General features: G+C 40.5%; 14 protein-coding genes. 11 read left to right on the forward strand and 3 right to left on the reverse strand.

What is annotated here, in order from left to right; translation table 11 throughout:
- The 8 genes from AC27G9_RS14835 to AC27G9_RS14870 all read left to right on the forward strand — a co-directional run bounded on the left by AC27G9_RS14835 (position 1) and on the right by AC27G9_RS14870 (position 13,342).
- A complete protein-coding gene (locus AC27G9_RS14835) occupies positions 1-318 on the forward strand; it encodes a hypothetical protein (RefSeq protein ID WP_487075213.1) in 318 nt (105 codons plus the stop codon).
- Positions 315-1,445, forward strand: a complete 1,131-nt coding sequence (gene wecB, locus AC27G9_RS14840; RefSeq protein ID WP_487075214.1) for a non-hydrolyzing UDP-N-acetylglucosamine 2-epimerase — start codon at positions 315-317, stop codon at positions 1,443-1,445. Before AC27G9_RS14835 ends, wecB begins: the two co-directional genes overlap by 4 nt.
- A complete protein-coding gene (wecC, locus tag AC27G9_RS14845; protein WP_487075215.1) occupies positions 1,435-2,655 on the forward strand; it encodes a UDP-N-acetyl-D-mannosamine dehydrogenase in 1,221 nt (406 codons plus the stop codon). Before wecB ends, wecC begins: the two co-directional genes overlap by 11 nt.
- A 100-nt stretch (positions 2,656-2,755) precedes the next feature.
- Positions 2,756-6,196 carry a glycosyltransferase family protein gene (locus tag AC27G9_RS14850; protein WP_487075216.1) on the forward strand — a complete coding sequence of 1,147 codons (3,441 nt, stop codon included), beginning with the start codon at positions 2,756-2,758 and terminating at the stop codon, positions 6,194-6,196.
- A gap of 2 nt (positions 6,197-6,198) precedes the next feature.
- A complete protein-coding gene (locus AC27G9_RS14855; protein ID WP_487075217.1) occupies positions 6,199-8,283 on the forward strand; it encodes a glycosyltransferase family 4 protein in 2,085 nt (694 codons plus the stop codon).
- Positions 8,283-9,878 (forward strand): heparinase II/III domain-containing protein, encoded by a 1,596-nt coding sequence (locus AC27G9_RS14860; protein WP_487075218.1) that lies wholly within the window; start codon positions 8,283-8,285, stop codon positions 9,876-9,878. Before AC27G9_RS14855 ends, AC27G9_RS14860 begins: the two co-directional genes overlap by 1 nt.
- Before the next feature lie 50 nt (positions 9,879-9,928).
- Positions 9,929-10,750, forward strand: a complete 822-nt coding sequence (locus AC27G9_RS14865) for a class I SAM-dependent methyltransferase (RefSeq protein ID WP_487075219.1) — start codon at positions 9,929-9,931, stop codon at positions 10,748-10,750.
- A gap of 12 nt (positions 10,751-10,762) precedes the next feature.
- Positions 10,763-13,342, forward strand: a complete 2,580-nt coding sequence (locus AC27G9_RS14870; protein ID WP_487075220.1) for an asparagine synthase-related protein — start codon at positions 10,763-10,765, stop codon at positions 13,340-13,342.
- A 371-nt stretch (positions 13,343-13,713) separates the two neighbouring features.
- On the opposite strand, the gene AC27G9_RS14875 is transcribed toward AC27G9_RS14870, so the two are convergent.
- The 3 genes from AC27G9_RS14875 to AC27G9_RS14885 form a co-directional block, all read right to left on the reverse strand.
- Positions 13,714-14,400: an acyltransferase gene (locus AC27G9_RS14875; protein ID WP_487075221.1), complete on the reverse strand. Its 687-nt coding sequence runs from the start codon at positions 14,398-14,400 to the stop codon at positions 13,714-13,716.
- 15 nt (positions 14,401-14,415) lie between these two features.
- Positions 14,416-15,321, reverse strand: a complete 906-nt coding sequence (locus tag AC27G9_RS14880) for a glycosyltransferase (protein WP_487075222.1) — start codon at positions 15,319-15,321, stop codon at positions 14,416-14,418.
- Between the two features lie 220 nt (positions 15,322-15,541).
- A complete protein-coding gene (locus tag AC27G9_RS14885) occupies positions 15,542-16,630 on the reverse strand; it encodes an alginate lyase family protein (protein WP_487075223.1) in 1,089 nt (362 codons plus the stop codon).
- A gap of 382 nt (positions 16,631-17,012) precedes the next feature.
- Between AC27G9_RS14885 and AC27G9_RS14890 the strand changes: the two genes are divergently transcribed.
- From AC27G9_RS14890 to AC27G9_RS14900, 3 genes are read left to right on the forward strand one after another with little or no spacing between them, the layout of a single operon-like run.
- Positions 17,013-18,803, forward strand: a complete 1,791-nt coding sequence (locus tag AC27G9_RS14890; RefSeq protein ID WP_487075224.1) for a glycosyltransferase family 2 protein — start codon at positions 17,013-17,015, stop codon at positions 18,801-18,803.
- A gap of 17 nt (positions 18,804-18,820) precedes the next feature.
- Positions 18,821-21,652, forward strand: coding sequence for a glycosyltransferase (locus AC27G9_RS14895; RefSeq protein ID WP_487075225.1), 2,832 nt, complete (start codon positions 18,821-18,823; stop codon positions 21,650-21,652).
- Complete coding sequence (locus AC27G9_RS14900) at positions 21,652-23,484, forward strand: hypothetical protein (RefSeq protein WP_487075226.1); 1,833 nt, start codon at positions 21,652-21,654, stop codon at positions 23,482-23,484. The genes AC27G9_RS14895 and AC27G9_RS14900 overlap by 1 nt, the downstream gene beginning before the upstream one ends.
- The last annotated feature ends 14 nt before the right edge of the window (positions 23,485-23,498 follow it).

Consider the following 23,498-nt stretch of genomic DNA (forward strand, 5'->3'; position numbering starts at 1 on the left):
ATGAGTAGTGAAAAACATTTGTACATCAGAGAAGCGAACCTTCTGTTTCGAAAAGAGAAGTATCAAGAAGCCGCAGAAAAATATGAGCTCGCTGGGGCAGTTCTAGGTAAACACTTAGTTGAAGTTAATCTTTGGCTTTGTAAACAGCGTGCTGCCAGCAAAAAAAACTCAAAAGGCGTGTATGAATCTCATCTCATTTACTCCGAAGAAGCACTAAGTAACCAAAAGCAACTAGAGCAATCTCAAGCGCTTGTAGAAAAGTATTACAACCAAGTACAAGAGTTACGATTTAAACTGATGGATTTAGAGAAACAATGAAAATATTAACCGTGTTCGGTACACGCCCCGAAGCGATAAAAATGGCTCCTTTAGCTTTGAAACTGGCAGAAACAAAAGGGCTTGACGCTAGAGTATGTGTAACCGCGCAGCATAGGGAAATGCTTGACCAGGTATTAGAACTGTTCGATTTAAAGCCGGATTATGATCTAGATATCATGAAGCCTGGGCAAGACTTGACTGATGTTACTACTAACATACTGCACGGTATGAAGTCGGTACTAGCAGACTTTAAACCCGATGTGGTACTGGTGCATGGTGATACAGCCACTACTTTTGCTACAAGTCTAGCCGCGTATTATCAGCAGATAGCAGTGGGTCATGTTGAAGCTGGTCTCAGAACTGGAAATATTTATTCGCCGTGGCCGGAAGAGGCGAACCGTAAACTAACGGGGGCAATTACCTCCTATCATTTTGCGCCCACAGATATTTCAAAGCAAAACTTATTGAACGAAGCTGTGGCAGAGTCCGCTATTACAGTTACGGGAAATACGGTAATTGATGCGCTTCTCAGTGTCAGTGAAAAGTTAAAGACCGATACTGCATTAAACAGCCGAATGGCTGAAGAATTCAGTTTCTTAGACGAAAGCAAGAAGCTTATCCTCGTAACAGGCCATCGTAGAGAAAGTTTTGGTGGAGGTTTTGAGAGGATATGTCAAGCATTGGCAGCTACTGCCGAAGCGCACCCAGAGTGTCAAATTGTTTACCCAGTACACTTAAATCCGAATGTTCAAGAGCCCGTCAATAGGTTATTGAATGGTGTTGACAATATTACACTGATTAAACCGCAGGACTATTTACCTTTTGTTTATCTGATGAACAGGGCACATATCATCTTAACTGATTCTGGTGGTATCCAGGAAGAAGCGCCTTCTCTAGGCAAACCTGTACTTGTAATGCGTGATACAACAGAACGTCCTGAGGCGGTTAAAGCTGGGACTGTAAAGTTGGTCGGGACCGACGTTGAAGTGATAAAACAACAGCTTTCTTTGTTACTTACAAACGAAAAAGACTATAAAGACATGAGCTTTGCCCATAACCCTTATGGCGATGGAAAAGCTTGCGAAAAAATCATCGAAGTTTTGATGGAGAAATTAAATGGAAATTAATAAAACAGTTTGTGTTGTTGGTATGGGCTATATTGGTCTGCCAACCGCTGCACTTCTTGCAAATCGTGGCTTCCGCGTCCACGGTGTCGATGTAAACAAAAAAGCAGTTGATACAATCAATAAGGGTGAAATTCATATCGTTGAGCCCGAGTTGGATACATTTGTTAAATCAGCAGTAAACAGTAAGATGCTGTCCGCTCATTTGGAGCCATCCGAAGCTGATATTTTCTTAGTTGCGGTACCCACGCCTTTCCATCACGATAAGCTTAATACAGTAACAAATTCACCTATTCCAAACTTGGACTACGTCAAAAGTGCAACGCAAGCTATTGCACCATTTGTGAAACCAGGAAACTTGGTGTTGTTAGAGTCTACTTCACCCGTTGGCACTACTGAAATGATGGCCGCTGAGCTTGAATCTGCTGGGGTAGACCTGTCTGAAATTCATGTTGCTCATTCACCTGAGCGTGTACTGCCCGGGCAAATAATGCGCGAGCTAATTGAAAATGATCGCGTTGTTGGAGGGGTCAACCCTGCTTCAACTAAGGCCGCTGCTGAATTTTATCGTACCTTCGTTGAGGGGGAAGTGTTAGAAACGACAGCAAAAACAGCAGAGATGGCTAAACTAACGGAAAACGCATTCCGTGATGTAAATATTGCCTTCGCAAATGAGTTATCTATGTTATGTGACGACATGGGTATTGATGTTTACGAGTTGATAAGGCTTGCAAATCACCATCCTCGAGTCAATGTACTACAACCAGGTTGTGGTGTAGGGGGGCACTGTATATCTGTCGACCCATGGTTTATTGTGAACTCTGCTAACGGCAAAGCCAAGATGACCGAGCAAGCACGCAGAACGAATGATTACAAATCTGAATGGGTTGCAGAGAAAGTTAAGAATGCTGCACTAGAGTTTGAAAAAGCACATAATCGCGCCCCTATTATTGCGTGTATGGGGCTTGCTTTTAAACCCGATATTGATGATTTAAGAGAGTCACCTGCGCTTTACATTACTCAAAAGCTAAACGAAAGCCACAATGTTATTGCTGTCGAGCCAAACATCGATGAGTTTGATGGGCTTAAGTTAGTATCTGAGGAAGAAGCGAGTAACGCTGATATTCTTGTGTACTTAGTAGCTCATAGAGAATTCAAAGCACATGCATTTAGTGAGAAGTCTATCGATTTTGCGGGCCTGTTCAAACGATAGTCCAGCATGATATCTCAAAGCCGGCTAGACGTTTTCGTTTTGTCGGCTTTTTTGTCTTTCCCCAATATTCTTAACATCCCTTTGCACGGCACATGCAGTTATGAAAAAAGATAAAGTTGTTCAATTAGCACAAGAGCTTGCGTCCGAAAAGTCCTTTCAACTCTATTCCTCCATTAAAAATCGAATTGCTTACGTAGTAAGTCACGGCGCAAGTTATGCTAGTAATGGCTATGCCGTGCGTACACAACGAGTAGCGCGTTCTCTTGTGGACAATGGGAAAGACGTTTTTTGTTTCGTGCGACCAGGAAGGCCGTGGGAACTAGATGCTACAGCTGCAAAACCAGTCAAGCCTGTAGTCGACGTAAATGGAGTACGTTACATCCATTCTAGATGGGATAATGACAACTACAAGATAGGCGAGCAAGAACACTTAAAGCAATCTTTTACTCAGTTTTGCGAATTGTTTCAAATTTATAGACCTGAAAAAGTGATAGCAGCTTCAAATTGGAAAATTGCCTTGCCAGCTTGGGCTGCGGCTAAAGCACTAAATATTCCATTTGCTTATGAAATAAGAGGTTTTTGGGAATTATCTCGTATCGCTAGGGAGCCTGAATACCAAGACACTCCAAATTTCAAAAAGGAGAATGTGAGGGATACTTTTGTTGCCGACCAAGCGGATAAGGTTTTCACACTAAGTTATACCATGAAAGCAGAGCTTAGTCGGAGAGGAGTTAACCAAGAGAAAATTAATGTCATTCATAACGGATTAGATACGTTACCTCGTATCGAAATTGCCAATCGCCAATTAAGCAAAGAACTTGGTATCTCAGATTCTGACAGAGTGGTTGGCTATGTAGGAAGTATTAGTTCTTACGAAGGGCTTGAAACATTAATTGAGACTTGCCGTCAGTTGATTGAAGAAGGTGAGCGAATAAAATTGCTCTTAGTGGGCGATCATCAACCTGTGGATGGTGTTAAAGGTGGTGAGTTTGATTCGGATTCGTCTTGGCTGATTAGAACAGGCAGGGTATCTCAAGATAAGGTGTCGGACTATTTTGCACTAATTGATACGATAGTTATACCGAGAAGAAACTTGGACGTATGTCGTATTGTTCCTCCTATGAAAGCGATAGAAGCACTTTCATATGGAAAGAAACTTGTTATCTCCAATCTACCAGTATTGAAAGAGATCACTGAAAAGTTTAACACAGTGCATTATTTCGAGGCTGATAGTATCAATAGCCTAAAAGAAACCCTGCTACAAAGCTTACAAGCAAAGACAGTTAATCCTGATTGGCAGCTCTTAAAGAAAAGTCTGATTGATACTACTTCAATGGCGGAGAGTTTCTTTGGAGGGAAGTCACTTAGCTCTGCAACTGAAAGCGTCATTTCAGAAACAGGCGAGAGCGGCGAACAGTCAAATAAAAATATTACACTTAATTCACCTGAGGTCTCTTGGTTTACATATGATGTTGAGAGCCCATGTGAACTTCGTGTTCTCGGTCAAGTTGAGTACAAAAACACGACTCAGAAAGAAAGGAAAGCAGTATTACTTATAAAGGCTTTCGACGAGCAAGGTAACGATATCTCCAAAGCGTTAAATAAGCTTGCTTTTTCATCTCACCTACAATCTAAGTTCAAGTACATTGCTGATACTAGCAAGCATATTAAGCTACTTCATAAGTTAACGTTACCCCCAGAAGTTCGAAAAATTGAAGTTGGTTTGTGTGCATTCAATTGTGACAGTGCGGAGTTTGTCGAAGTAGAGAATTTCGATGTTGCGATGTCATCGGTAAACTGCGACGGGAGTGTAGAGCAGGCTCAGTCAGTTACCAAAGATCCTTTATGGACTTCTTTTTCTGTAAGAGAGTTTGTTCCGCATACGTTGACTGCCAAATTTAATTTTGAAAATCAAAAGGAACAGCGCAAGAAGTCGTTAATTGCAAGAGTTAAATTTCATGACAACGAAGGCAATGAATTAGAGGGTAAACATCAAGGTTTACTTCAGTCTAAGGCGGTAGGAAACTTTGTGTATTTAGAGGTTACTTGTGAAAAAGTAGCTAAAATAATTCCACCCAAAGGCGCAACAACACTCACGATTGGACTGCAAAAATGGGATGCTAAAGGGAATGTTTTTGTTGAGCGTCCTATGCAGTGCGCATCGGATGTTCAAAAAATTGCAGATACAAGTAAGGCTTCAGAACTAAGAAAAGCACTGCAAGTAACTCCTGCCCGACCATTAGCCAACGTAAAGGTTGCCGCTATTCTCGATGAGTTCACAATGGAATGCTTCAGAATGGAAGTAGACCTAGTGCCGATTTCACCAGAAAACTGGGAAAATCAGATGGAAGCATCTCGTCCCGATTTCTTTTTTGTTGAGAGCTGTTGGTTTGGCAACAAGAACCAATGGGGAGGCTTAATATACGGGTATACCTCAAATGGCTCAAATCAAATGGATTGCTTGGTAAACGTTATCAATTATTGTAATAGAAAAGGTATACCAACTGTTTTTTGGTCTAAAGAAGATCCCGTGCACTATAGTCGATTTGCACCCACTGCGAAACTGTTTGACTATGTTTACACCACCGATGCAAATATGTTGCAAAGCTACAAAAGCGAGTATGGCATAGATGCAGAGCCGCTTTCTTTCTTCTGTCAGCCTAAAGTGCATAATCCGGTTGAAGTTATATCTCGCTCGTCAAAAGCAGCTTTTGCGGGCTCTTACTATTCTGACAAGCAAGAGCGTTGCGACGACTTCCACACCATTTTGGGGGGCCTAGACGATGCTGGTGTACCTTACGACATTTATGACCGTTGTTTAAAGCGTGGCGTTTCACATCTTCAGTTTCCTGAATATTTTAAAAAACATGTTGTTGGTTACCTGGAGCCTGATGAAATGTGGAAGGCCTACAAAGGCTATCGTTATACGGTGAATATGAATACCGTTAAGCATAGTCCTACTATGTTCGCTCGTCGCGTATACGAGTCACTAGCGTCAGGAACACCAGTAATCAGTAACTACTCTGAAGGTGTTGTAACTCAATTTAGCGGAATTGTTTGTGCTAGCGATAACAAAAAAGACATCATTGACTTTGTAGAAATGCTGAAGGATGAGAAGGAATATAAGCGAATTGCTGAGCTGGGCGCTAGAGAGACACTTGGCAGGCATACTATTGCAGATAGACTAGAGCAAGTTTGTAAGCGCGTAGGAATTCCTGTCATACCTCATCTGCCTGTAGTGAATGCAGTTATTACAGCTGGTACGGTTGATATGGTAGAAAAGGCAAGGAAGCTTGTGAAATCACAGACGTATTTTGATAAGCGTCTGGTGATAAATTTAGAAAATAGCAATGAGCTTTATCCTTATCTCAACATGAATAGCGACAAAGAGATTTTTAGAGTGTTAACTGAATTCGCAAAACCGCTTGAGGGTGTGAGTGTAGATCTAGACTTGAATGACAATATTGCAGAAACACTAATGGAAGACGTGGCCATTAAAACGCAATACGACAATCTTCGCCCAGCGAAAAGCGAGAAATAATAATGAGAACAATCAAGTTACTTATCTACGCCGATGTAAACCTAAATATAATGGACGGCTCTTCCGTTTGGCTCGCTGAGCTTTTGGCCTTGATCGCTAAAGACCCAAGAGTGCAGCTCGACTTCTTGTCTAAGGCGCCCCATCAAGGTGGCCCATTGAATGGACAAGTAGATAAACTGGTCAATATTAACCGCATTGAAAAAAGTGCAAGACCATTGAAGCCAGAACAAGCGGCTGAAGCGATAGAGCAATTGGACAAAGAAAACAATTACGACCGAGTGCTTGTGCGCGGTAATATTGAAATGGGTAAGGCATTAGTTAAATTCCTTGCTGGCAGACTTGCTTATTATACGCTGGAGCCCTTTCAACGTCGCCATGAACTGTCGGTGAAAGAAAAGGTGGAAGTATCTGAGCTGCTAAATGCAACAGCATTTGCCATAGTGCAAAGCGAAAGAATGCGTGAAAGTTATAGCAGCGAGTTTGATTTGTCCAAAGAGCATATTTACATTTTACCCCCGCTAATACCGCCTATCATGAAGCGACCTAGCTTCCGTAATCAGCTTAATAGCGTTTGTTACACAGGCAAGTTCTCTGAAGAGTGGGGCACTCCAGACTTGGTAGATGTGTTTAAGTTACTAAAAGAGAAGCTCCCGTACGCTAAATTAAATATTGCAGGGAATAAGTTTCACGGAGAACTAGGAGGTAGGAAAGATGAAATTCAAACCTATTTCGAGTCTGAAGATGGTGTTAATTGGGTTGGCGTTGTCTCTAGAGAAGAGAGTATAGCCCTTTCTCGTCAATCTGATATTGGTTTCGCTCTTCGCTCGAAAAAAATTGACAATGACGAATCTCAAGAGTTATCAACTAAACTCTTTGAGTATATGAGTAGTGCGAAGCCCGTCATCTTAAGACCCACAAAAGTACACAAAGACTTACTCGGTAGTGATTACCCATTATTTGCGAAAGATAATACTGATGCAGCCAATAAAATTCATGATGCTTTGACAGATGTAGCGCTTTACAAAAAGGCATCTGAAATGTCTTATGAAGCATACAAGAATTTCGCTAAGTCGGTTGACCACAACGAAATCATCGAGCGTTTAATTTGTTACCAGAAAAAGACAGTATTATTCGCGGGGCACGATCTCAAATTTTTGCAAGATGTCATTTCTGCCTACGAAACAGACAGTAACTACAACGTGCTTATTGATCAATGGAATGGCCACACAAAGCACGATGAAAATGAAAGTAAGCAAAAGCTAGAAGCTGCTGACGTTATTTTCTGTGAATGGGGATTGGGTAATATCCGCTGGTATTCGGAAAACAAAAAGCCTGGGCAAAAACTTTTAGTAAGAATCCACTTACAAGAAAATCAGGTTCCTCAGTATCTTGAAGAAGGGAACTTAGACAATATCGATAAATTTATCTTTATCGCTCCATACAGGTATGAAGAGTTTGTTGAGATGCATAATTTGCCAAGGGAAAAATGTAACCTCATTTTCAATACGGTAGATTGTGAACGTTTTGCTTTAGATAAGAGCGACGATGCTAAGTTTACACTGGGATTCATCGGGATGGTGCCATGGCGCAAGCGTTTCGATTTAGCATTAGACATTTTTGAATCTTTATGGAGAACCGACAGTAGATATAAATTAAGGGTGAAAGGAAAAACGCCACATGATTATCCTTGGATGAAAGGGCCCAAGTTTGCTGACGAGTTTGTAAAGTATGAGGAGCAAGACGCTCGTATCGGTGCGGCTAAGTGGAAAGATAACATTATTTTTGATGGCCATGGTAACGATATGCCAGAATGGTTTCAAAATATAGGTTATATCTTGTCGACAAGCGATTTTGAAGGCAGTCACCAAGCTGTGGCTGAAGGAATGGCGTCTGGTGCGATTCCAATCATCTTGCCTTGGGCGGGGGCGGAAACTGTGTATCCCAACAAATATGTCTACGAAAACCTACCCGAAGACTTTGAAGCCCCGATTTTCGACATGGCAGAGTCGAAATCCATAAAGGAATACGCCAAACATCATTTTACTACAAGTCACATAGTGAGTCAGATAAGGGAACTAATTGGGTAATGGCTGTAACAACACAGAATAATTCGCTGAAAAATGTTTTTAAGAGCGTTAATGACGCTCAGGTTTCTTTTTTTTGCAGAGAAAACACGGGTAAAAATCTAGAAGCGAAAGATAATTTACTTGCAGCGATAAATGAAAGTAAAGTCAAAACTAATAGTTTCGAAGATGCCGATATTGACTTCCGAACTTTCGACTGGGCACCAACAGGTCAAGACCGAAATTGGTGGTGGCAAGTACAAGCACTTCCGTTTTTAGCTTGGTTCGTGGCGTGTAGGAATTTACTTTCCGGACCAGAACGAAAACTTGCAGCGAAGTTTTGCAAAGACAGTCTTATCAATTGGATTGAGATTATCCCAGAGGATAATGACACGACGCTAAGATGGCATGATCATGCAACGTCGTATCGATTGACCAACCTCTTTAGTTGGCTATTTTCTCTGTGGCTGGATGATGAATTGAATGAGTTTGCAGAAGAGCTTGATAGCCCCTATCTGATGGAAGATATCCTGAAAAGGCATATTGCTTGGCTTTCGGAAGACAAAAATTACTCAAAGCACACGAATCATGGTTTCGATCAAGCCACCGCTGTATTCATTATTGGGTTGTACACGAATCACTCTGTTTGGAAACCGTTTTTTGAATTGTCTGAAAATCGATTAATTGAAGAAATTGAATTCGCGTATACAGAAGAAGGCGTACATAAAGAAAACAGCCCGGGTTATCATATCTTTATGCTAAGAAGGTTAACTCGATTTAGCAAGCTAGGTGAGTTGTACGCTAACAAGGTATCTGAAAAAGCGGCGTTACTAGAAGAGCGTGCCTCAAATTTTAAAGAAGCCCTCACACTTGTTGATGGAACCTTGCCGATGGTCGGGGATACGCGAGGAGGTCATTTCGTTGAGCAATATGATTTCCCTAGCGAGTTGACCGTTTATGATTATTCAAAATCAGGTTATGTGATTGTTAAAGGGAAGGTTTTAGACAAGCCGTTGTATTTGATGGTTAAGAATTGTTTTGACTCGGTATATCACCGACATGATGACGACCTCCACATTTATCTGAGCTATGACAATATTGATTTGCTGTCAGATGGCGGACTTGGCGCTCATAATGAGAAAGACCCTCGCAGAATATCACTTCGAAGCAACGAATGTCATAATGTTCCTTTTATTATTGGCGAAAAAGCGAACAGAAATAGGAAGGCACTCGCTGGCGTTCCGACACTACGTGTAACTGAAGGCGTTATTGTGGCGGAAAGTTTTTCGTATGGCCAAAAAATAAAGCGCGCAATTAATATAAGTAAGTTAGCGTCTGGTAAGATTGAAATAACAGACGTTATTGAAGGGGCAGAAAAAGGAATGATGGAAAACCTTTACTTCCACCAGTTTGCTAATGTCTCTTTAGAAAATAGTCGAGCTACTATCAGTGTTGAGGAACAGCAACGAATGATTATTTCATATGGTAGCGAAAACATTAAGGTTGTATTAAAGGAACGGCCTTTTTCTAAACAGTATGGAGTTTATGAAAGTGCTCCTTCATTGGAAATAGATGCAAGTGAAAATAAGGAATTCAGCTTTAGTATTCAGTTGTTTTAAGCATGTTCTGCCGAGTAAAGATCGCGGAAACAGAAGGTATTATTTAATTTATGAATGAATCTGAGCCTCGTATTGAAAAGCTATTAGTTTCTTTGCAGCAAACTTTATTCAAACGTATCGAAAAGCAAGAGCGTACAAATCGGAATTTGATAAACCAAGTTTATTCACAATTGGAAAGCTTGTTTTGGCTAGAAAAAAAGTTATCACTGAAAAACCCACTTCCTCCACTTAGAGGGTGGGCGACGTCGCCTGATGTGCTTCTAAAGTTACACTCTTTTATTACCGAATCAAAGCCCAGCTGCGTTGTCGAATTTGGAAGTGGTGCATCGACAATTGTGATTGCTGACGCCTTAAAGAAAAATGGAAGCGGAAAACTTTACTCATTTGACGATAGCGTTGAGTTCGGCGGGAAAACTCAGTCTAATTTGAAAAAAGAAGGATTGGAGAGTGTTGTCAATCTGACAATTGCGCCCTTGGTACCTTGGTTGGGTAATCACCTTTCTCCTGAGGATGAAACGCCCTATTGGTATGATGCTAAAGCTTTGGATAATTTAAACACTGTCGATTTAGTCTGGGTTGATGGTCCGCCAGGAAAAACGTGCAAATTTAGTCGGTTTCCAGCAGTACCATCTGTGATTGATAAATTACATTCCTCTTCTCAGGTGTGGATGGACGACACGATTCGCGAAGAGGAGATGCAAATTTGCGAGGCATGGTCAGAGTTGACCAAAATGTCGTTGGAATTTTTCTCGCTTGAAAAGGGGTTAGGTATTCTTTCCCACAACGCAGTGGAGGCGACGCCGGAGAATGAGGCGACATCCGAAATTTCAGATCCACATGATTCAATTATTTCAAAACTTGACTTTAGTTAGCAGTGTGATGCCATGAGTAAACAAATCAATTGGGAAGCGTGGGCTAGCTATTTCTTTTTTGGTTACCCGCTGGGAAATGCTCGCTATTTAACAGATGTCGATACCACTGAGCCAACAGATTTAAATCTTCCTGTAGAGAGAGTGCATTTAGAACCTGTAGCCCAAGCAATTTCTAATTATGAATATGCTACTCAACACGCTGCGGATATGTTTCTTCACGTGCTTGAAACACAACTAGAGCAGAGAGCAGACTTTAACCCAGTAGTGTTTCTAAGTGGGGGATGGGATTCAAGAGCAATACTGGCCGGCATTAGAAAGGTTGCGCCTCAACGAAATGTAGAGGCTTACACGACGACTTATGATGGTGGGAACAACAAAGAACAAGTTTTTGCAGCGCAAGTCACCAACTATCTAAACGTACCTCATACTATAATCGAGTTATCTGATAACTACTATCAGTCACTCAGTGAACAAGCGCTAAGAGAGAGTGCTTTTTCTACTAACATGCATATTTGGATGCATGACTTTCTCACAAAAGCTCCGCTTACTAGAAACCATGTAAATTTTGATGGATATGCAGGCGATTTGCTTTTTAGAGGAATGAAGCAAGGTATCGATGATGACAAGCTGTCTCCAGACTCAGATGAATTCTTCCGTCGTTTCAGAGTGCAGATTCCGTCAACCGTGCTTTCAAAGCCCGTCTATAACACATTAGAGAAGTTAGCTAGAAAAGCGCTTGCAGATGAGTTAGATAAGTACCCAAGGGAAACACGGGCTTTAAACTTTCTTATTAACAATCGCGGTGCTCGAGCGGTAGGCTATTCAATTGCTGCGCAAAGGAAGCATATTGAGGTAGAACTACCTTTTATGGATAAAAGGCTACTTCAATTGGCCACAGAGATTGATCCCGCAATACGTCTAAGCCCTAGTTTTTATCCAGATGTTTTGAAGAAAATCAATGCCGAGGTTGCCGTACTTCCTTCAACGAATAGTCCCGAACTAGAACAGATAGGGTGGAAGGAAAAGCCAATAATTAAACACTCTGAAGCAAATCTTAAGTTCATGCTTGATGAAATAGTCGAGGTGGCAAAAGATTTTGGCAATGCAGGTGGAATTGTAGATTGGTTCACACTAGACCCCGCAAAAACTGTCAATAGCAAGCGCGAACAGCCATTCTTAAGACGTCACAATCAAACCCTTGAATCAGTCTATCTCTACACAAAATGGTTTAGACATCATCATAATCTGCTGGCTCCATGCAATGTGCTTAGTGATAGTTTTGCTGTAGATGAAGAAATCAACGCTTCTACAAAGCAACTTGTCACAGAGAATTTTGAGGAAATAAAAGCAAAATATAAATCTGAAATTGAGGCCTTAAATAGTAATCACAAGCTTCATTTTCATTTGTCTGTCGACGTTGAAGCATTTTCAATAAGTGATTATTACGCAAGTCAAACGGCTTATGAAAATGAAGTAAATAAGCTAATCTTTGCTGATTTTGGTGATGGCTCTGTGCTCGAGTCCGAGCTGCTATCAAAGGAAATCCCTTGTACGTATTTTATTGAGAGTTACTCACCACTTTTAAATAGTAGTGATGAATTCTCGCGAGTCGTGTCTTTCTTCAATCGTGAGCACACTGAAATTGGTTTGCATTGCCACGCATTCTCTATGGATGAAGGTATCAAGAAGCACCTTAATTTGCAGCACGAGTGGTATCGGGACGAAAAGAAACTTACAGAAGTACTGCGCTGGGGTAAACAACGCATTGAGTCAGCAATGCCTAAATCACAATTAATCACTTCTTTCCGCTCTGGTAGGCTGGACATTTACCCAAATATGGAGACTTGCATAAGTAACGCGGGCTTCAGTATTGATAGTTCACTAATGGATAATGTGGAAGAAAATTACTTTGAAACGCGGTCATCAATTATAGGTAACGGCGTTTTTGAAAGTACCTCGCTAACCGAAGTTCCGCTCACAAGTTATCGTATTGGAGATAAAGTTAGAGGGTTAAACTTTAATAGCACCTCATTCGAGCAGGTCTGCCATTTAATTTATCTTAGCATCAAGTTCAAGCTGCCCTGTTTAACGATGCTGCTTCATAGTTGGAGTTTTGGCAAAGGGGGGCATTCAACTTTATTGGGCAAAAATATCCAATACGAGCCTGATGAACACTTGATAGAAAAGTTTAGGCACTTAGTTAGTTTTGTCGAGCAGGTTTCGAATACTCAGTTTTCTACCATAAGTGAAACTGCAAAAGCGACTGAGCGCCAACCTAATGATGAAAAATGCCAGCAAGCTAATCGACTCAATCTAAAACCAGAATTAATTACTGTGATTTGCGAAGCAAACCGAGGTTCGTTAAGTGTTTCTACACACGTCAATCAAGACCATTTGGACGGGGTTTTCGTTTACGCTTTCTATTTAATTGTTGATGGAGAAGTGGTTGATAAGCATTTGTACAAAGCAGATAACCAGACAAAGTTTGATATTTCCACTTATGATGATAACGCGGAAGTCGCTGTTAGGGGCTTTATAAAACGGGAAGGGGAAACAAGGCCCCTTATTGCGAGAACACAAGTGGTTTTTTAGCTTTTGAGGTTTAAGTTTCTCTTTAATCAATAAAGTAATTAATGCTTTGAGATTTGAAAGTCAAAAACTGAAATAGACTGAGTTGTATTCTTAACCATACCGTTATCTACAAGTTATTGATAATCGCAACAAAGTACCATGAGAGAAAACAGAATTTCATACGGCCCTTAAACACTTTTGAGTGCTTTGGCGAGGTTTAGAAAACCTATTTTTTGTTTTATGACTGGATAATTATTGAGTTGTATGAGAGTTACACCTTTAATCAAAGTGGGTAACTCTCATCCTTTTATAAAGAATTGCCAGATGAAATTTTGACTAATTCAAGTTGAGTCTGACGTTACACTCTAAACTGTCTAATTTGTGCTCACAAACTAGCCAACTAGGCTATTTGAACTATATTCGTCTAGTTGAAGCTTATCGCGACTCCAAGTAACGTTGGTCTTTACAATTCGAGCGGGAGAACCCACCACTATTACGTTTTCAGGCACTTCACCAGTGGCAATAGAAGCTGTGCCTACTATTGAACCATTAGCAATTCTAGCCCCCGCCACTACCGTACTACGTCTACCCAACCAAACATGTTCCCCGAGCTTTACTTCGCTGTAACTCTGATTAATGATGTCACCAGTCGCGAGATCTACTATTCCGTGTTGATCGGAGCTTTGTATTAAAACATCACTGGAAAACATGCAGTCTTTTCCACAGCTAAAACCTGTATCGTGAGTGTAAATTGTGCAACCGTTAGATGTAGTCTGCTCACCTACCACAACACTACTTTCCCCTGTCATCCTCAATACGAAGTACCCTTTTGAGCCATCGCCAAAGTTAACAGTTTGACCGTTGCCGCCGGTAGATATATTTAGTTCGCCTGAGGTGGCGCCTATATAGGCACTAAAGCGTTTTCTTGGACGACCTTTGCCATGAACTTTGAGCTTTACAACCAGCGAATTATTCTCAATCGCTGACAAAGCCGCTTGACTTAGCTCGATATACGAATCCTCGCAAAATTCCCCCTTCACTTTTACAAATTCTTTTGCTTTTTCTATATTTAATTTCATAGTAAGTCCTTTTAATTACAAAATCTTAGCAGCGAGTTTTTTGTAATGATGCCAAATTTTAATGCTTGAAAGGTTTTCAACTGGCTTTGAAGCATCTAACCAAGGCTTTACTCCGCCGGCATAGTGAATAACTGAGATATCTGCCAAGATGTCTTTGTATACGGAATCGCTTGCAAGACGAAGGTAGCTGTCTTGATAGTTATAACGAGATGAAGCCATACCTAGCATACTCTTGTTACAAGCGAAGTACTCGCTGAGAAGGCCTTGTTCGTGAATTGAGATTCTCTCTGAAGCGAACTGTGTGATTTCATTAAAAAAATCATTGCTTAATAGTTCGTTATTTACAAGCATTACGCCAGAATTTATTCGACTTTTGTGCTTATTGTCGAACTCACCTTTAAGCATGTTCAGAAGTTGTACATCAGTATTTTCTGTGCGGATAGATTGTTGAAACTGAGGGCATGTGACTAGAGGTTTGTCTGGAAATGCATTTAAAAGCCCATCCAATGAATTCAGAGTAAGCATGTCTACATCTAAGAACAGGAGTTTACTTGTTTCTTGCTCTTCAAAAATACACCACTTCAGAAAGGTCCCTCTATTCCAATCTGCTCGTTCAGGCCGTTTTACATTGTCTTTAGCCAGAGTGTAAAGGCGCTTTTTTCTATCCCCTGAAAGTACGCTTATTCTGTCGGCAGCCGCCGCTACAATAGGATCGTCCGGTAACTGTTCATCATCGGTATATATTACAATCGGGTTTTGGCACAGCACGCCGTTTTCAGCCATACTCGTAAGCATAACTTTAAAACACTCCGCGTAACCTCTGTCAAATGCAAACGCGAGTGTTACATCTGGCGAAATTGTTGAACTTTCATTGTTCTTGATATCAAGAAGACCTTTCTCCTGAAGGGAGTTTATTGACATACTATCCTACTTTTAAAATCACAGTTAGAGACTCCCTACACCTAGCGAATGCTCAGCTTGGGTTAGAGAGAGAATTTTTTGCAATTTATCACTATCATCAGTGTTTTTCCAACGTTAGCCATACGAAATTATCCGTTTACAAAAATCCAATCAATGAGCCTAACTTATTAGTTGTTCATTACCTCAAAAAAATAATATTCTGATTTGGCTGACTAAGGATTTAATTTGTCTGCTGAATATCAACTACTTGTATAACTTCCGGTGAGTGAGTGACCCTATCCCACATCATGAACAAAGGCGAAGTGTCACTTGGGTTCCAATTCTTTCTGAACGATTCAGTCCAAGTTTTACTACCGGGGAGTTTGTCATAATAAGATAGCGCGATTTGATAACTTTGCTTATTGTTGTGCGCACCTCTATAGTTTCCTTTTTTGAGACCCGTAGGGTTGTTTATTTCACCTAAAAATAGGCTTTTGAAGTGCATTAGAATCGCTTCTAGTCTCGGTATTTGCTCGTCGCCAATAACCACGTTAAAAAGGTTATCCCCCTGATTTGAAGCTATCTCTGCAGTGTGTATTAGTCCGATGATAGTGTATTGTGGGTGCCATGGGTCAGATAAGTAGTCAGCTTTTAATGAGCCATCTTCATTTGACAGTGTTTTCAGGTAATAAGTGAACTTTTTGAGCTGCTCTGTGTAAAGCTTTTCATCTTCAAAATACACTGCGACGGACATCTCGGCTAGCATAGCTGATGTTCCCCAGTTATTGTCTCTGTGGGCTTTTTGGGCATATGAATGTAGTTTCTTAATAAAAGCTCTAAACTGCCTTTCGTCTTTCGATGTCCAATCAGTAAGATCACCCTTAATCATATCCATTGAAGAAATCCATATGGGTAAAATCCACGCGCTTTCGAGATACATTTGTGGTTTGTAACCTTTTATAATCTTGAAGTCCTTAAACGTAGAAGCCCAAGCCCTAATTATTTCGGCACTTCTCTTTTTGTGTGCGGGATTTCGCGTAATGTGCCACATGATGGCATGCGCTCTTGCAGCCGCTGCATCGCCCTTAAACTGTTCTTCATGTTGTGTACTTTCTCTGGCAGCAATTTCGACAGTTCTAATGGCACTAAAATTACGTTGGAAGTCTACATATTCAGAGTTAAATAGTTGGCTTAACGCTTTATTGGTAAGTTTAGAGGTCGAACTATTTAATGTATGAAAAAGCTGAAGTTCTTCTTCGGTATTTAAAATTGATGGGCTCACAAAGACATGAGCTCCGCACTTGTTGGAAAAAACCAGTGCAGCAGTCATCAGTGTCACTATGCATAGAAAAAATAAGTTCTTCATAATTTATTGAACATCTAGAGTCGAAGTCATGAACTTGGTAATATTACAAGAAATTAGTAAGCGATATAGATAAATGGCATTTCACACACTTTTAAGGACGCTGAAGCAAAAGTTCAGGTCAAATAGGCAACTAAGACAACACGAGGTCCTGATAAGGCGCAGCGGGAAATTTGATGAGGCGTTTTACATCAAAAATTACCCGCAAATTGGAAGTGAAGGCGTTAAAAATCCGGTTAGGCATTATCTCGTGGAAGGTGCGTCTCTAGGATACAACCCCGTTAAATGGTTTGACTCCAATTGGTATGTACAACAGTACGAAGATGTAAAAGAGCGCCAGTTCAATCCGTTGGTTCACTACATTGTACATGGAAGACGTGAAGGCCGGAAACCAAACCCAAATCAGTTTGAATCAACATTGGAAAGGAAGATCGAGCAGTTAAAGAGTGGAATTATAGAAAATTTATGGGGTGGATATTCGTCTCCGGCGCTTGAAAAACTTGAAGACATTTATGCCGACAAGGACGCCGACGTAGATCTCAGGTTTTTTGCCGCATGGCACGCCGCTAGGTGGTATTACTTTGTAGCTGATTTTGAAAAAGCGCTAAGTATATCTGAATTAGTAAGGGCACTGAGCAGTGAATATCAGCTAGATAAAACAGCTGTGCTAATGCACTCTTTTTGTTTGATGAAATTAGGTGAAGCTGAAAAGGCAAAATTACATCTTTACGATTTCTCAGAGATTACACCAGACGATGCAGATGTGCTTTTATCTATTTCTAATTTGTGTGAAGAGCCAAGTGAACGCCTAGCTTGGATAAATAAAGCATTTGAACGAAATGGCTTTGCACCTATTAGTTTTAACGACACGTCATCAAACATAGGTTTTGAAAGTCTTGTTGCGCATGTTCCGCCCATTGAAGATGCTCGCCTGGTAAGTGTAATCATTCCTACATTTAATGCCGGCGCTAGGCTAGCTATAGCGATAAAGTCCCTTTTGAATCAAAGCTGGCGAAATATTGAAGTCATCGTAGTCGATGACTGCAGCACAGACGACACGCCAGAACTTGTTGAGCGCCTATCTTTGGAAGACAGTAGGGTTAAACTAGTTCAACAGGAGCAAAATGGAGGGGCGTACAGAGCAAGAAATGCTGGGTTAGAAATCGCTGAAGGTGATTTTATTACGACTCATGATGGAGATGACTGGTCTCACCCTCAAAAAATTGCATCTCAAATTGCTTACTTAGATTCAAAACCCAAAGTTAAAGGCGTTGCAACTCATTGGATTCGGGCCACTAGCGACCTCCGCTTTCAGCACAATTGGCGATTAAACCCTAGGTTGATTCATTGGTCACACTCTTCTTTCTTGTTCCGAAAGGAAGTGCTCAGTGAGTTGGGGCCTTGGGATAACGTAATTGCGGGTGGCGATACAGAGTTTATTTGGCGTGTTCAGGCACGATTTGGTAAGTGGGCATTTAAAAAAATACATAAAGAAGTACCTATGGCATTTGCGTTAGATGACGACGGCTCCTTAACAAGGAACAAAGCGACGCACATTAAAACAATGCACAACGGTCTTCGTCATATCTATCGAAGCGCATGTCAGTGGTGGCATAAAAATAACGCGGACTCCTTATTTAATGGTAATACAGCACTCAGAAATTTCCCTGCTCCCAAATCGATGGTAGTAAGGGGGGATAATACCGCGAGTGCAGATATAATTTTTATTTCAGATTTTAGCCGTAATAGGTTCAAAAATAGTGAAGTTGAGGCTATTCAAACTCTCATTGAAGAAGACCGTCAAATTGTACTCTATCACATACCAGAGTTTGGTAAGTCGACTCGACCACTATGTGATAAGTTTTTTGAATTACTCATGAATAAAAATGTATCTGTATGCGTCTATGGTATGGAGGTGACGTCTAAATACGCTGTTTTCCTAAACCATAGAAACTTGGATTTTGTTCCGGAGCAGTTAGCAGAAGTAGATGCAGAGAATGTATTCGTTAAAACTCAAGACAACGAGCAGCCAACATTATCAAATGTGAACATGTTCATAAGGGCGAAAGCGGAAACGACAACCTCTGTGGTTGATAAAGCGCTGTTACTTACGACTCTTACTAGTTTTTCCTTCAAATAGACAAATAATGGAATGAAGTGAGTAAGCTAAATTACTTTGACCCGCTATGGTATCTTGCTCAATATCCTGATGTTGCAGCTGCGGGTGTAGACCCTAGAGAGCATTTTGAAAAACATGGCAGAGCTGAAGGCCGATTACCCTGTTTTCTGCCTTCTTTGGCTCTAGAAAAATCCCTTTGGAGCGATGCTTTCTCTTCTGATTCAACCTTATCTATTTTACTGAACGATGTAGATAAAAACACAGTCAACGGAATCTATGCCGCCAAAGTAATTGCTGAGTTTCAATTGTTCAGGGGGGAGTATACACAGGCATGCAATGCGATTAATTTGTTATTTGAGAATCTTGCCCTAGCGCAGGATGTCTTTGATGTTAGTGAAATCTACTTACTTAAATTTACAATTTTGTTTCATGCGGGTCTGAAAACAGATGCATCAACGCTGCTCGAAGATAATTCGTGGTCCGAATGTTCTTCTAAGAGGCTGGCAAGAGTGATGGTCGTGGAACAAAGTCAAATTCTAAAAGAGCTCAACGAGCTTTTTGCTAGAGAAAAACTGCATACTCTCAGGTCAACAAGTAGCATAGTGAGTTTAGACTCACTGAACGCCACTCAAAGTAGTCTTGGATTTTTTGGGAAACTGCTCTCCAAAATCAAACCTGCTAGTGTTTCGATTATTGTTCCATGTTACAACGCGGGTAAAACTATCGAGACCAGTATTAAGTCTATATTGGCTCAAACTTGGAATAAGATTGAGATTGTCGCAGTCGATGATTGTTCTACAGATAATACGTTAGCAGTTCTGACCCAACTCTCCCAAGTTCATAGTTCATTAACAGTAATTCGAAACGAAGTTAATTTGGGAGCATATGCATCACGAAATATTGGTATGAAAAAGTCTTCCGGTCAGTATCTTACCGTCATGGATGCAGATGACTGGGCCCACCCTCAAAAAATAGAAAAGCAAGTTATTCCTCTGCTTCTAAGTCCTTCGTTTAAAGGTACTGTCTCTCATTGGGCAAGATGCACTGAAGATCTAATTTTTTCGAAATTAAGGGCTGGAACGTCTTGGGTTCATCGAAATGTATCATCTTTAATGGTTCGAAGAGAAGTTTTCGACACGATTGGTGCATGGGACGAAGTAAAAGTGAATGCAGATACGGAATATTATGAGCGACTGCTATCGTACTTCGGTCAAGAAGCTATTTTGGAGGTTTTGCCCGATACTCCATTGTCATTTGGGCGAAGTCAAGATGGCTCACTTACACAAGATCAATCAACGCATTTGGTTACCCAGTATGGTGGTGTACGAAAGAGTTACATAGACTTCGCTCGTGTATGGCACAAAAACACAATGAATCCATCGTTTTATCCCAGTTCACGTATACGTGCTTTCCCTGTCCCCCCGAAGATTTTAATGACTAAGGATGTGAAACTTGAGGAGTGCAATAGAAAAGAGTTCTTACGCTGGGAATCCGCATTAGATGATGGTTGGTATCAGAGTGCATATAATGATGTGACGAAGATGGGACTGGATATTCACGGCCATTTTTGGCAATTGGGCGAATCTGAAAGTCGCTATCCTTCTCCATTATTTTGTCCAGATGCATACAAGTACCTTTTCAATGTGGAAAAAGAATCACCAACCTGGCATGCGCTTCAAAATGATTGGGATTTTAGTAAACCCGTAAAAATGGATGGGAAAGCCAAGTACGCTGGAGATGATGTCAGTCGTATCGCTATTTTTGGTCACGCCGTCTCAAGTCAAAATTACGGAGCTGAGCGAAGCTTACTAGATATGGTAAAGGCGGGCTATTCTGCAGGATATGCGGTTACCGTATTCTTACCAGCTTTCGGTAATAGTAAATATATTGAAGAACTGAAGCAGTTCTCTGAGACTATTTGTTTTATTGCATTGCCATGGAACCATGGTAACAGAGGAGTACATCATCAAATAGTAAGTTATTTGGAAGAGCAAATTCGAATTTCAAATTTTGAATTCGTTTATGTGAATACTATTACCCTAAAAGAGCCTTATTGGGCAGCTAGAAACGCAGGTGTACCCAGCATTACTCACGTCAGAGAATTAGTCGAATACGATCCTGATTTATGTGAGATTTTAAAGGAAACACCTTCAGAGTGTTTAAAAAGGCTAAAGAAGTCGTCTGACTATTTCGTTGCGAATTCCAGGGAGACAGCTTCCTGGATAAACTGTCCATCTAGAAGTGTCGTCGTGCACAACTGTGTTGATCTACCAGTTGGGCTAGAAGTTGTGCAATCAAGGAATAGCAAGAAGCTAAGTATATGCATGCTGAGTAGCAATCTTTCTAAAAAGGGAGTTGAGGATTTTTTCGAGGTAGCATATCGATCCAGAACTATCTCGAATATTGAGTTTGTGCTCTATGGACCAATAACGGCTGATGTTCGAGCTTCGCAGTCTCGATTTGGCAAGAAATTGGTTACTATTGAAGGTTATACTGACAATCCGCTTGAAGCAATTTCCAAACATGACGTAGTACTTTCATTGTCCCATTTCAAGGAATCGTTTGGTCGTACACTGGCAGAATCAATGATGCTTGGGAAAGTTGTTGTGGCTTATAAATGGGGGGCGGCTACTGAAGTGATTAGTACAGATTGTGGATTCTTAGTTGAATATAGAAATATAAAACAAGTTGTGGCTACTTTAGAGCAGATAAAAAACGATATAGCGATGGTGAAAGTCCTTGGGGAGAACGCCAAGAAAAGGGCTAAAGCCATGTTTTCAAGAGATAAATATGAATTGAAATTGTCCGCTGCATTGCGGGATTTTCGGGATCTATATAGATCTGAGCAGTACACGGACTTAGATAATTAATGCAATTTTTTATACATATTGGCCCGCCAAAGACCGGTACATCTGCAATTCAAAACTGGTGTAATAATAATCGACAAAGCCTTCTAGAAAGAGGAGTTTTCTATCCTGCTCATGACTTGGATTCTAACGGGATAAGTTCTGGTAATTTATTGAGTGTGTTTCATCGAGAAAGTGAGACGAATGAGCTAACGTTTTCAATACAAAAGCTCAATAAAATACGTGAAGAAGCACTTCGTTGTAAGGCAAACGTAATTTTACTTTCATCAGAGTTCTTCTTTAAAAAGTTAAGTGATATCCTTCCTCATATCCCCAATGCTCGAATTATAGCTTACATTAGATTTGAGCTCGAAGTATTGGAGTCTAACTACAATCAATCGGTTAAACGTCACGGTAGAACTGATACATTTAGGGTGCCAAATGTACCGCGCTCACAGTCTATTAAGCTACTAAAACGTTATATTGAAACTCATACCGAAAACCAATTTATACTTAGGCCTTATTGCAATGAATTGTTTGAGCGCGGCAATATTATCAGTGATTGCCTATGTCAAATTTCAGCAAGCCTTTCAGACTTACCCGGTACGACCGACGACAGGATTAATAAGCGTTATTCGTTAAATGGTATAGAATTGAAGCGCTGGTTTAATCGGTTCCATATTGAATCAGTTCAAAAAAATTTAGATTTGTTCTTACAAGAAGAAGGAGATAACTCTCCTCAATATTCACTCATGAGTCGAAGTACTTATGAGAAAATAAAGAGCTATTACATTAACGAAATGTCTACTTTTTTTGATAATGCTTTGATGGAAAGAAGCGAAGAGTTTTTGACTATATGCAATGATCTTGTGCAACCTCAAATTTGCTTTCAAAACATAAGTCTTTCGAGTTTCCGAACCTTGCTCAAAGAATTTGCGTTGCATCGAAGAGAAAATATTGGTCTTCTAGGGGATTTTTACGAATCTGCACTAAGGCAAGAGTTAAATGAATTAGACAAGTTGCGCTTGCGAGAGATTCAAAAGTTAATACCTAGTTACTATAAAATTAAAAATAAATTTAGGCTCTCAGAACATAATTTTTTGTCTACTGCTACGAGTATAATCACCCAACCTTTAATACAAAAAGCAAAGCAGTCTTTTTTTATCCCTAAGACTATTACACCTGCCAGTGAACACCACGAATCTGGTAGGGTTTACCCTCATGTAAAAGTTGTTTCACATCATATCCCGAAAACAGGTGGACGGACTTTTGCCCATTTATTGGAGAAGGCTTTCGGTCGGGGGAGTGTTTTTACATTGAGTAAAAATACCGGAGCGCAAGATATAAAAAATGGAAAAAGCATCTGGATACCCGAGTCAGCAAAAGTGTTGCATGGCCATTTTGCATTTCATGCAAAGCAACGCGAATTGTTTCCCAATGCCATTCATGTTTGCTGGATCAGAGACCCTATAGAGAGACTTTGGGCTCATTTTCATTATATTTTACAAATGGAACAACCAACAAAATTTAATAATCAATTACTTGAAATAGCCAGTCAAAAAGGTATCTCTTCAGTCGAAGAGCTTTTCGACGAATTTCTAGTCTCTGAGAAGTTTAAGGACATCACGCAAATCTATCGTTCGTACATTACAAACGAGGGGCGCGATGAGTTTCGGTTCATTGGTTCCGTTCACAGATATCAAGAAGATTTAAACAAGCTTGGACGCATTCTTGATCTAAACCTTTCTTTAGCTCAGCATGAGGAAGTGAAATCTAGTTTGGATTTACCTAATGTTCGGAAGGAACATAAAGCTTTACTTCAGCAAGAATATACATTTATAGACGGTTACTTGTAACTTATTCCTCCTTT

The sequence above is a fragment of the Alteromonas sp. 5NS40-0096 genome, assembly GCF_057544385.1.

Coding starts and splice junctions, on each gene's coding strand:
- AC27G9_RS14835 (WP_487075213.1), top strand. CDS start 1: ATGAGTAGTGAAAAACATTTGTACATCAGAGAAGCGAACCTTCTGTTT.
- AC27G9_RS14900 (WP_487075226.1), top strand. CDS start 21,652: ATGCAATTTTTTATACATATTGGCCCGCCAAAGACCGGTACATCTGCA.
- wecB (WP_487075214.1), top strand. CDS start 315: ATGAAAATATTAACCGTGTTCGGTACACGCCCCGAAGCGATAAAAATG.
- AC27G9_RS14850 (WP_487075216.1), top strand. CDS start 2,756: ATGAAAAAAGATAAAGTTGTTCAATTAGCACAAGAGCTTGCGTCCGAA.
- AC27G9_RS14865 (WP_487075219.1), top strand. CDS start 9,929: ATGAATGAATCTGAGCCTCGTATTGAAAAGCTATTAGTTTCTTTGCAG.
- AC27G9_RS14855 (WP_487075217.1), top strand. CDS start 6,199: ATGAGAACAATCAAGTTACTTATCTACGCCGATGTAAACCTAAATATA.
- AC27G9_RS14885 (WP_487075223.1), bottom strand. CDS start 16,630: ATGACTGCTGCACTGGTTTTTTCCAACAAGTGCGGAGCTCATGTCTTT.
- wecC (WP_487075215.1), top strand. CDS start 1,435: ATGGAAATTAATAAAACAGTTTGTGTTGTTGGTATGGGCTATATTGGT.
- AC27G9_RS14870 (WP_487075220.1), top strand. CDS start 10,763: ATGAGTAAACAAATCAATTGGGAAGCGTGGGCTAGCTATTTCTTTTTT.
- AC27G9_RS14875 (WP_487075221.1), bottom strand. CDS start 14,400: ATGAAATTAAATATAGAAAAAGCAAAAGAATTTGTAAAAGTGAAGGGG.
- AC27G9_RS14880 (WP_487075222.1), bottom strand. CDS start 15,321: ATGTCAATAAACTCCCTTCAGGAGAAAGGTCTTCTTGATATCAAGAAC.
- AC27G9_RS14860 (WP_487075218.1), top strand. CDS start 8,283: ATGGCTGTAACAACACAGAATAATTCGCTGAAAAATGTTTTTAAGAGC.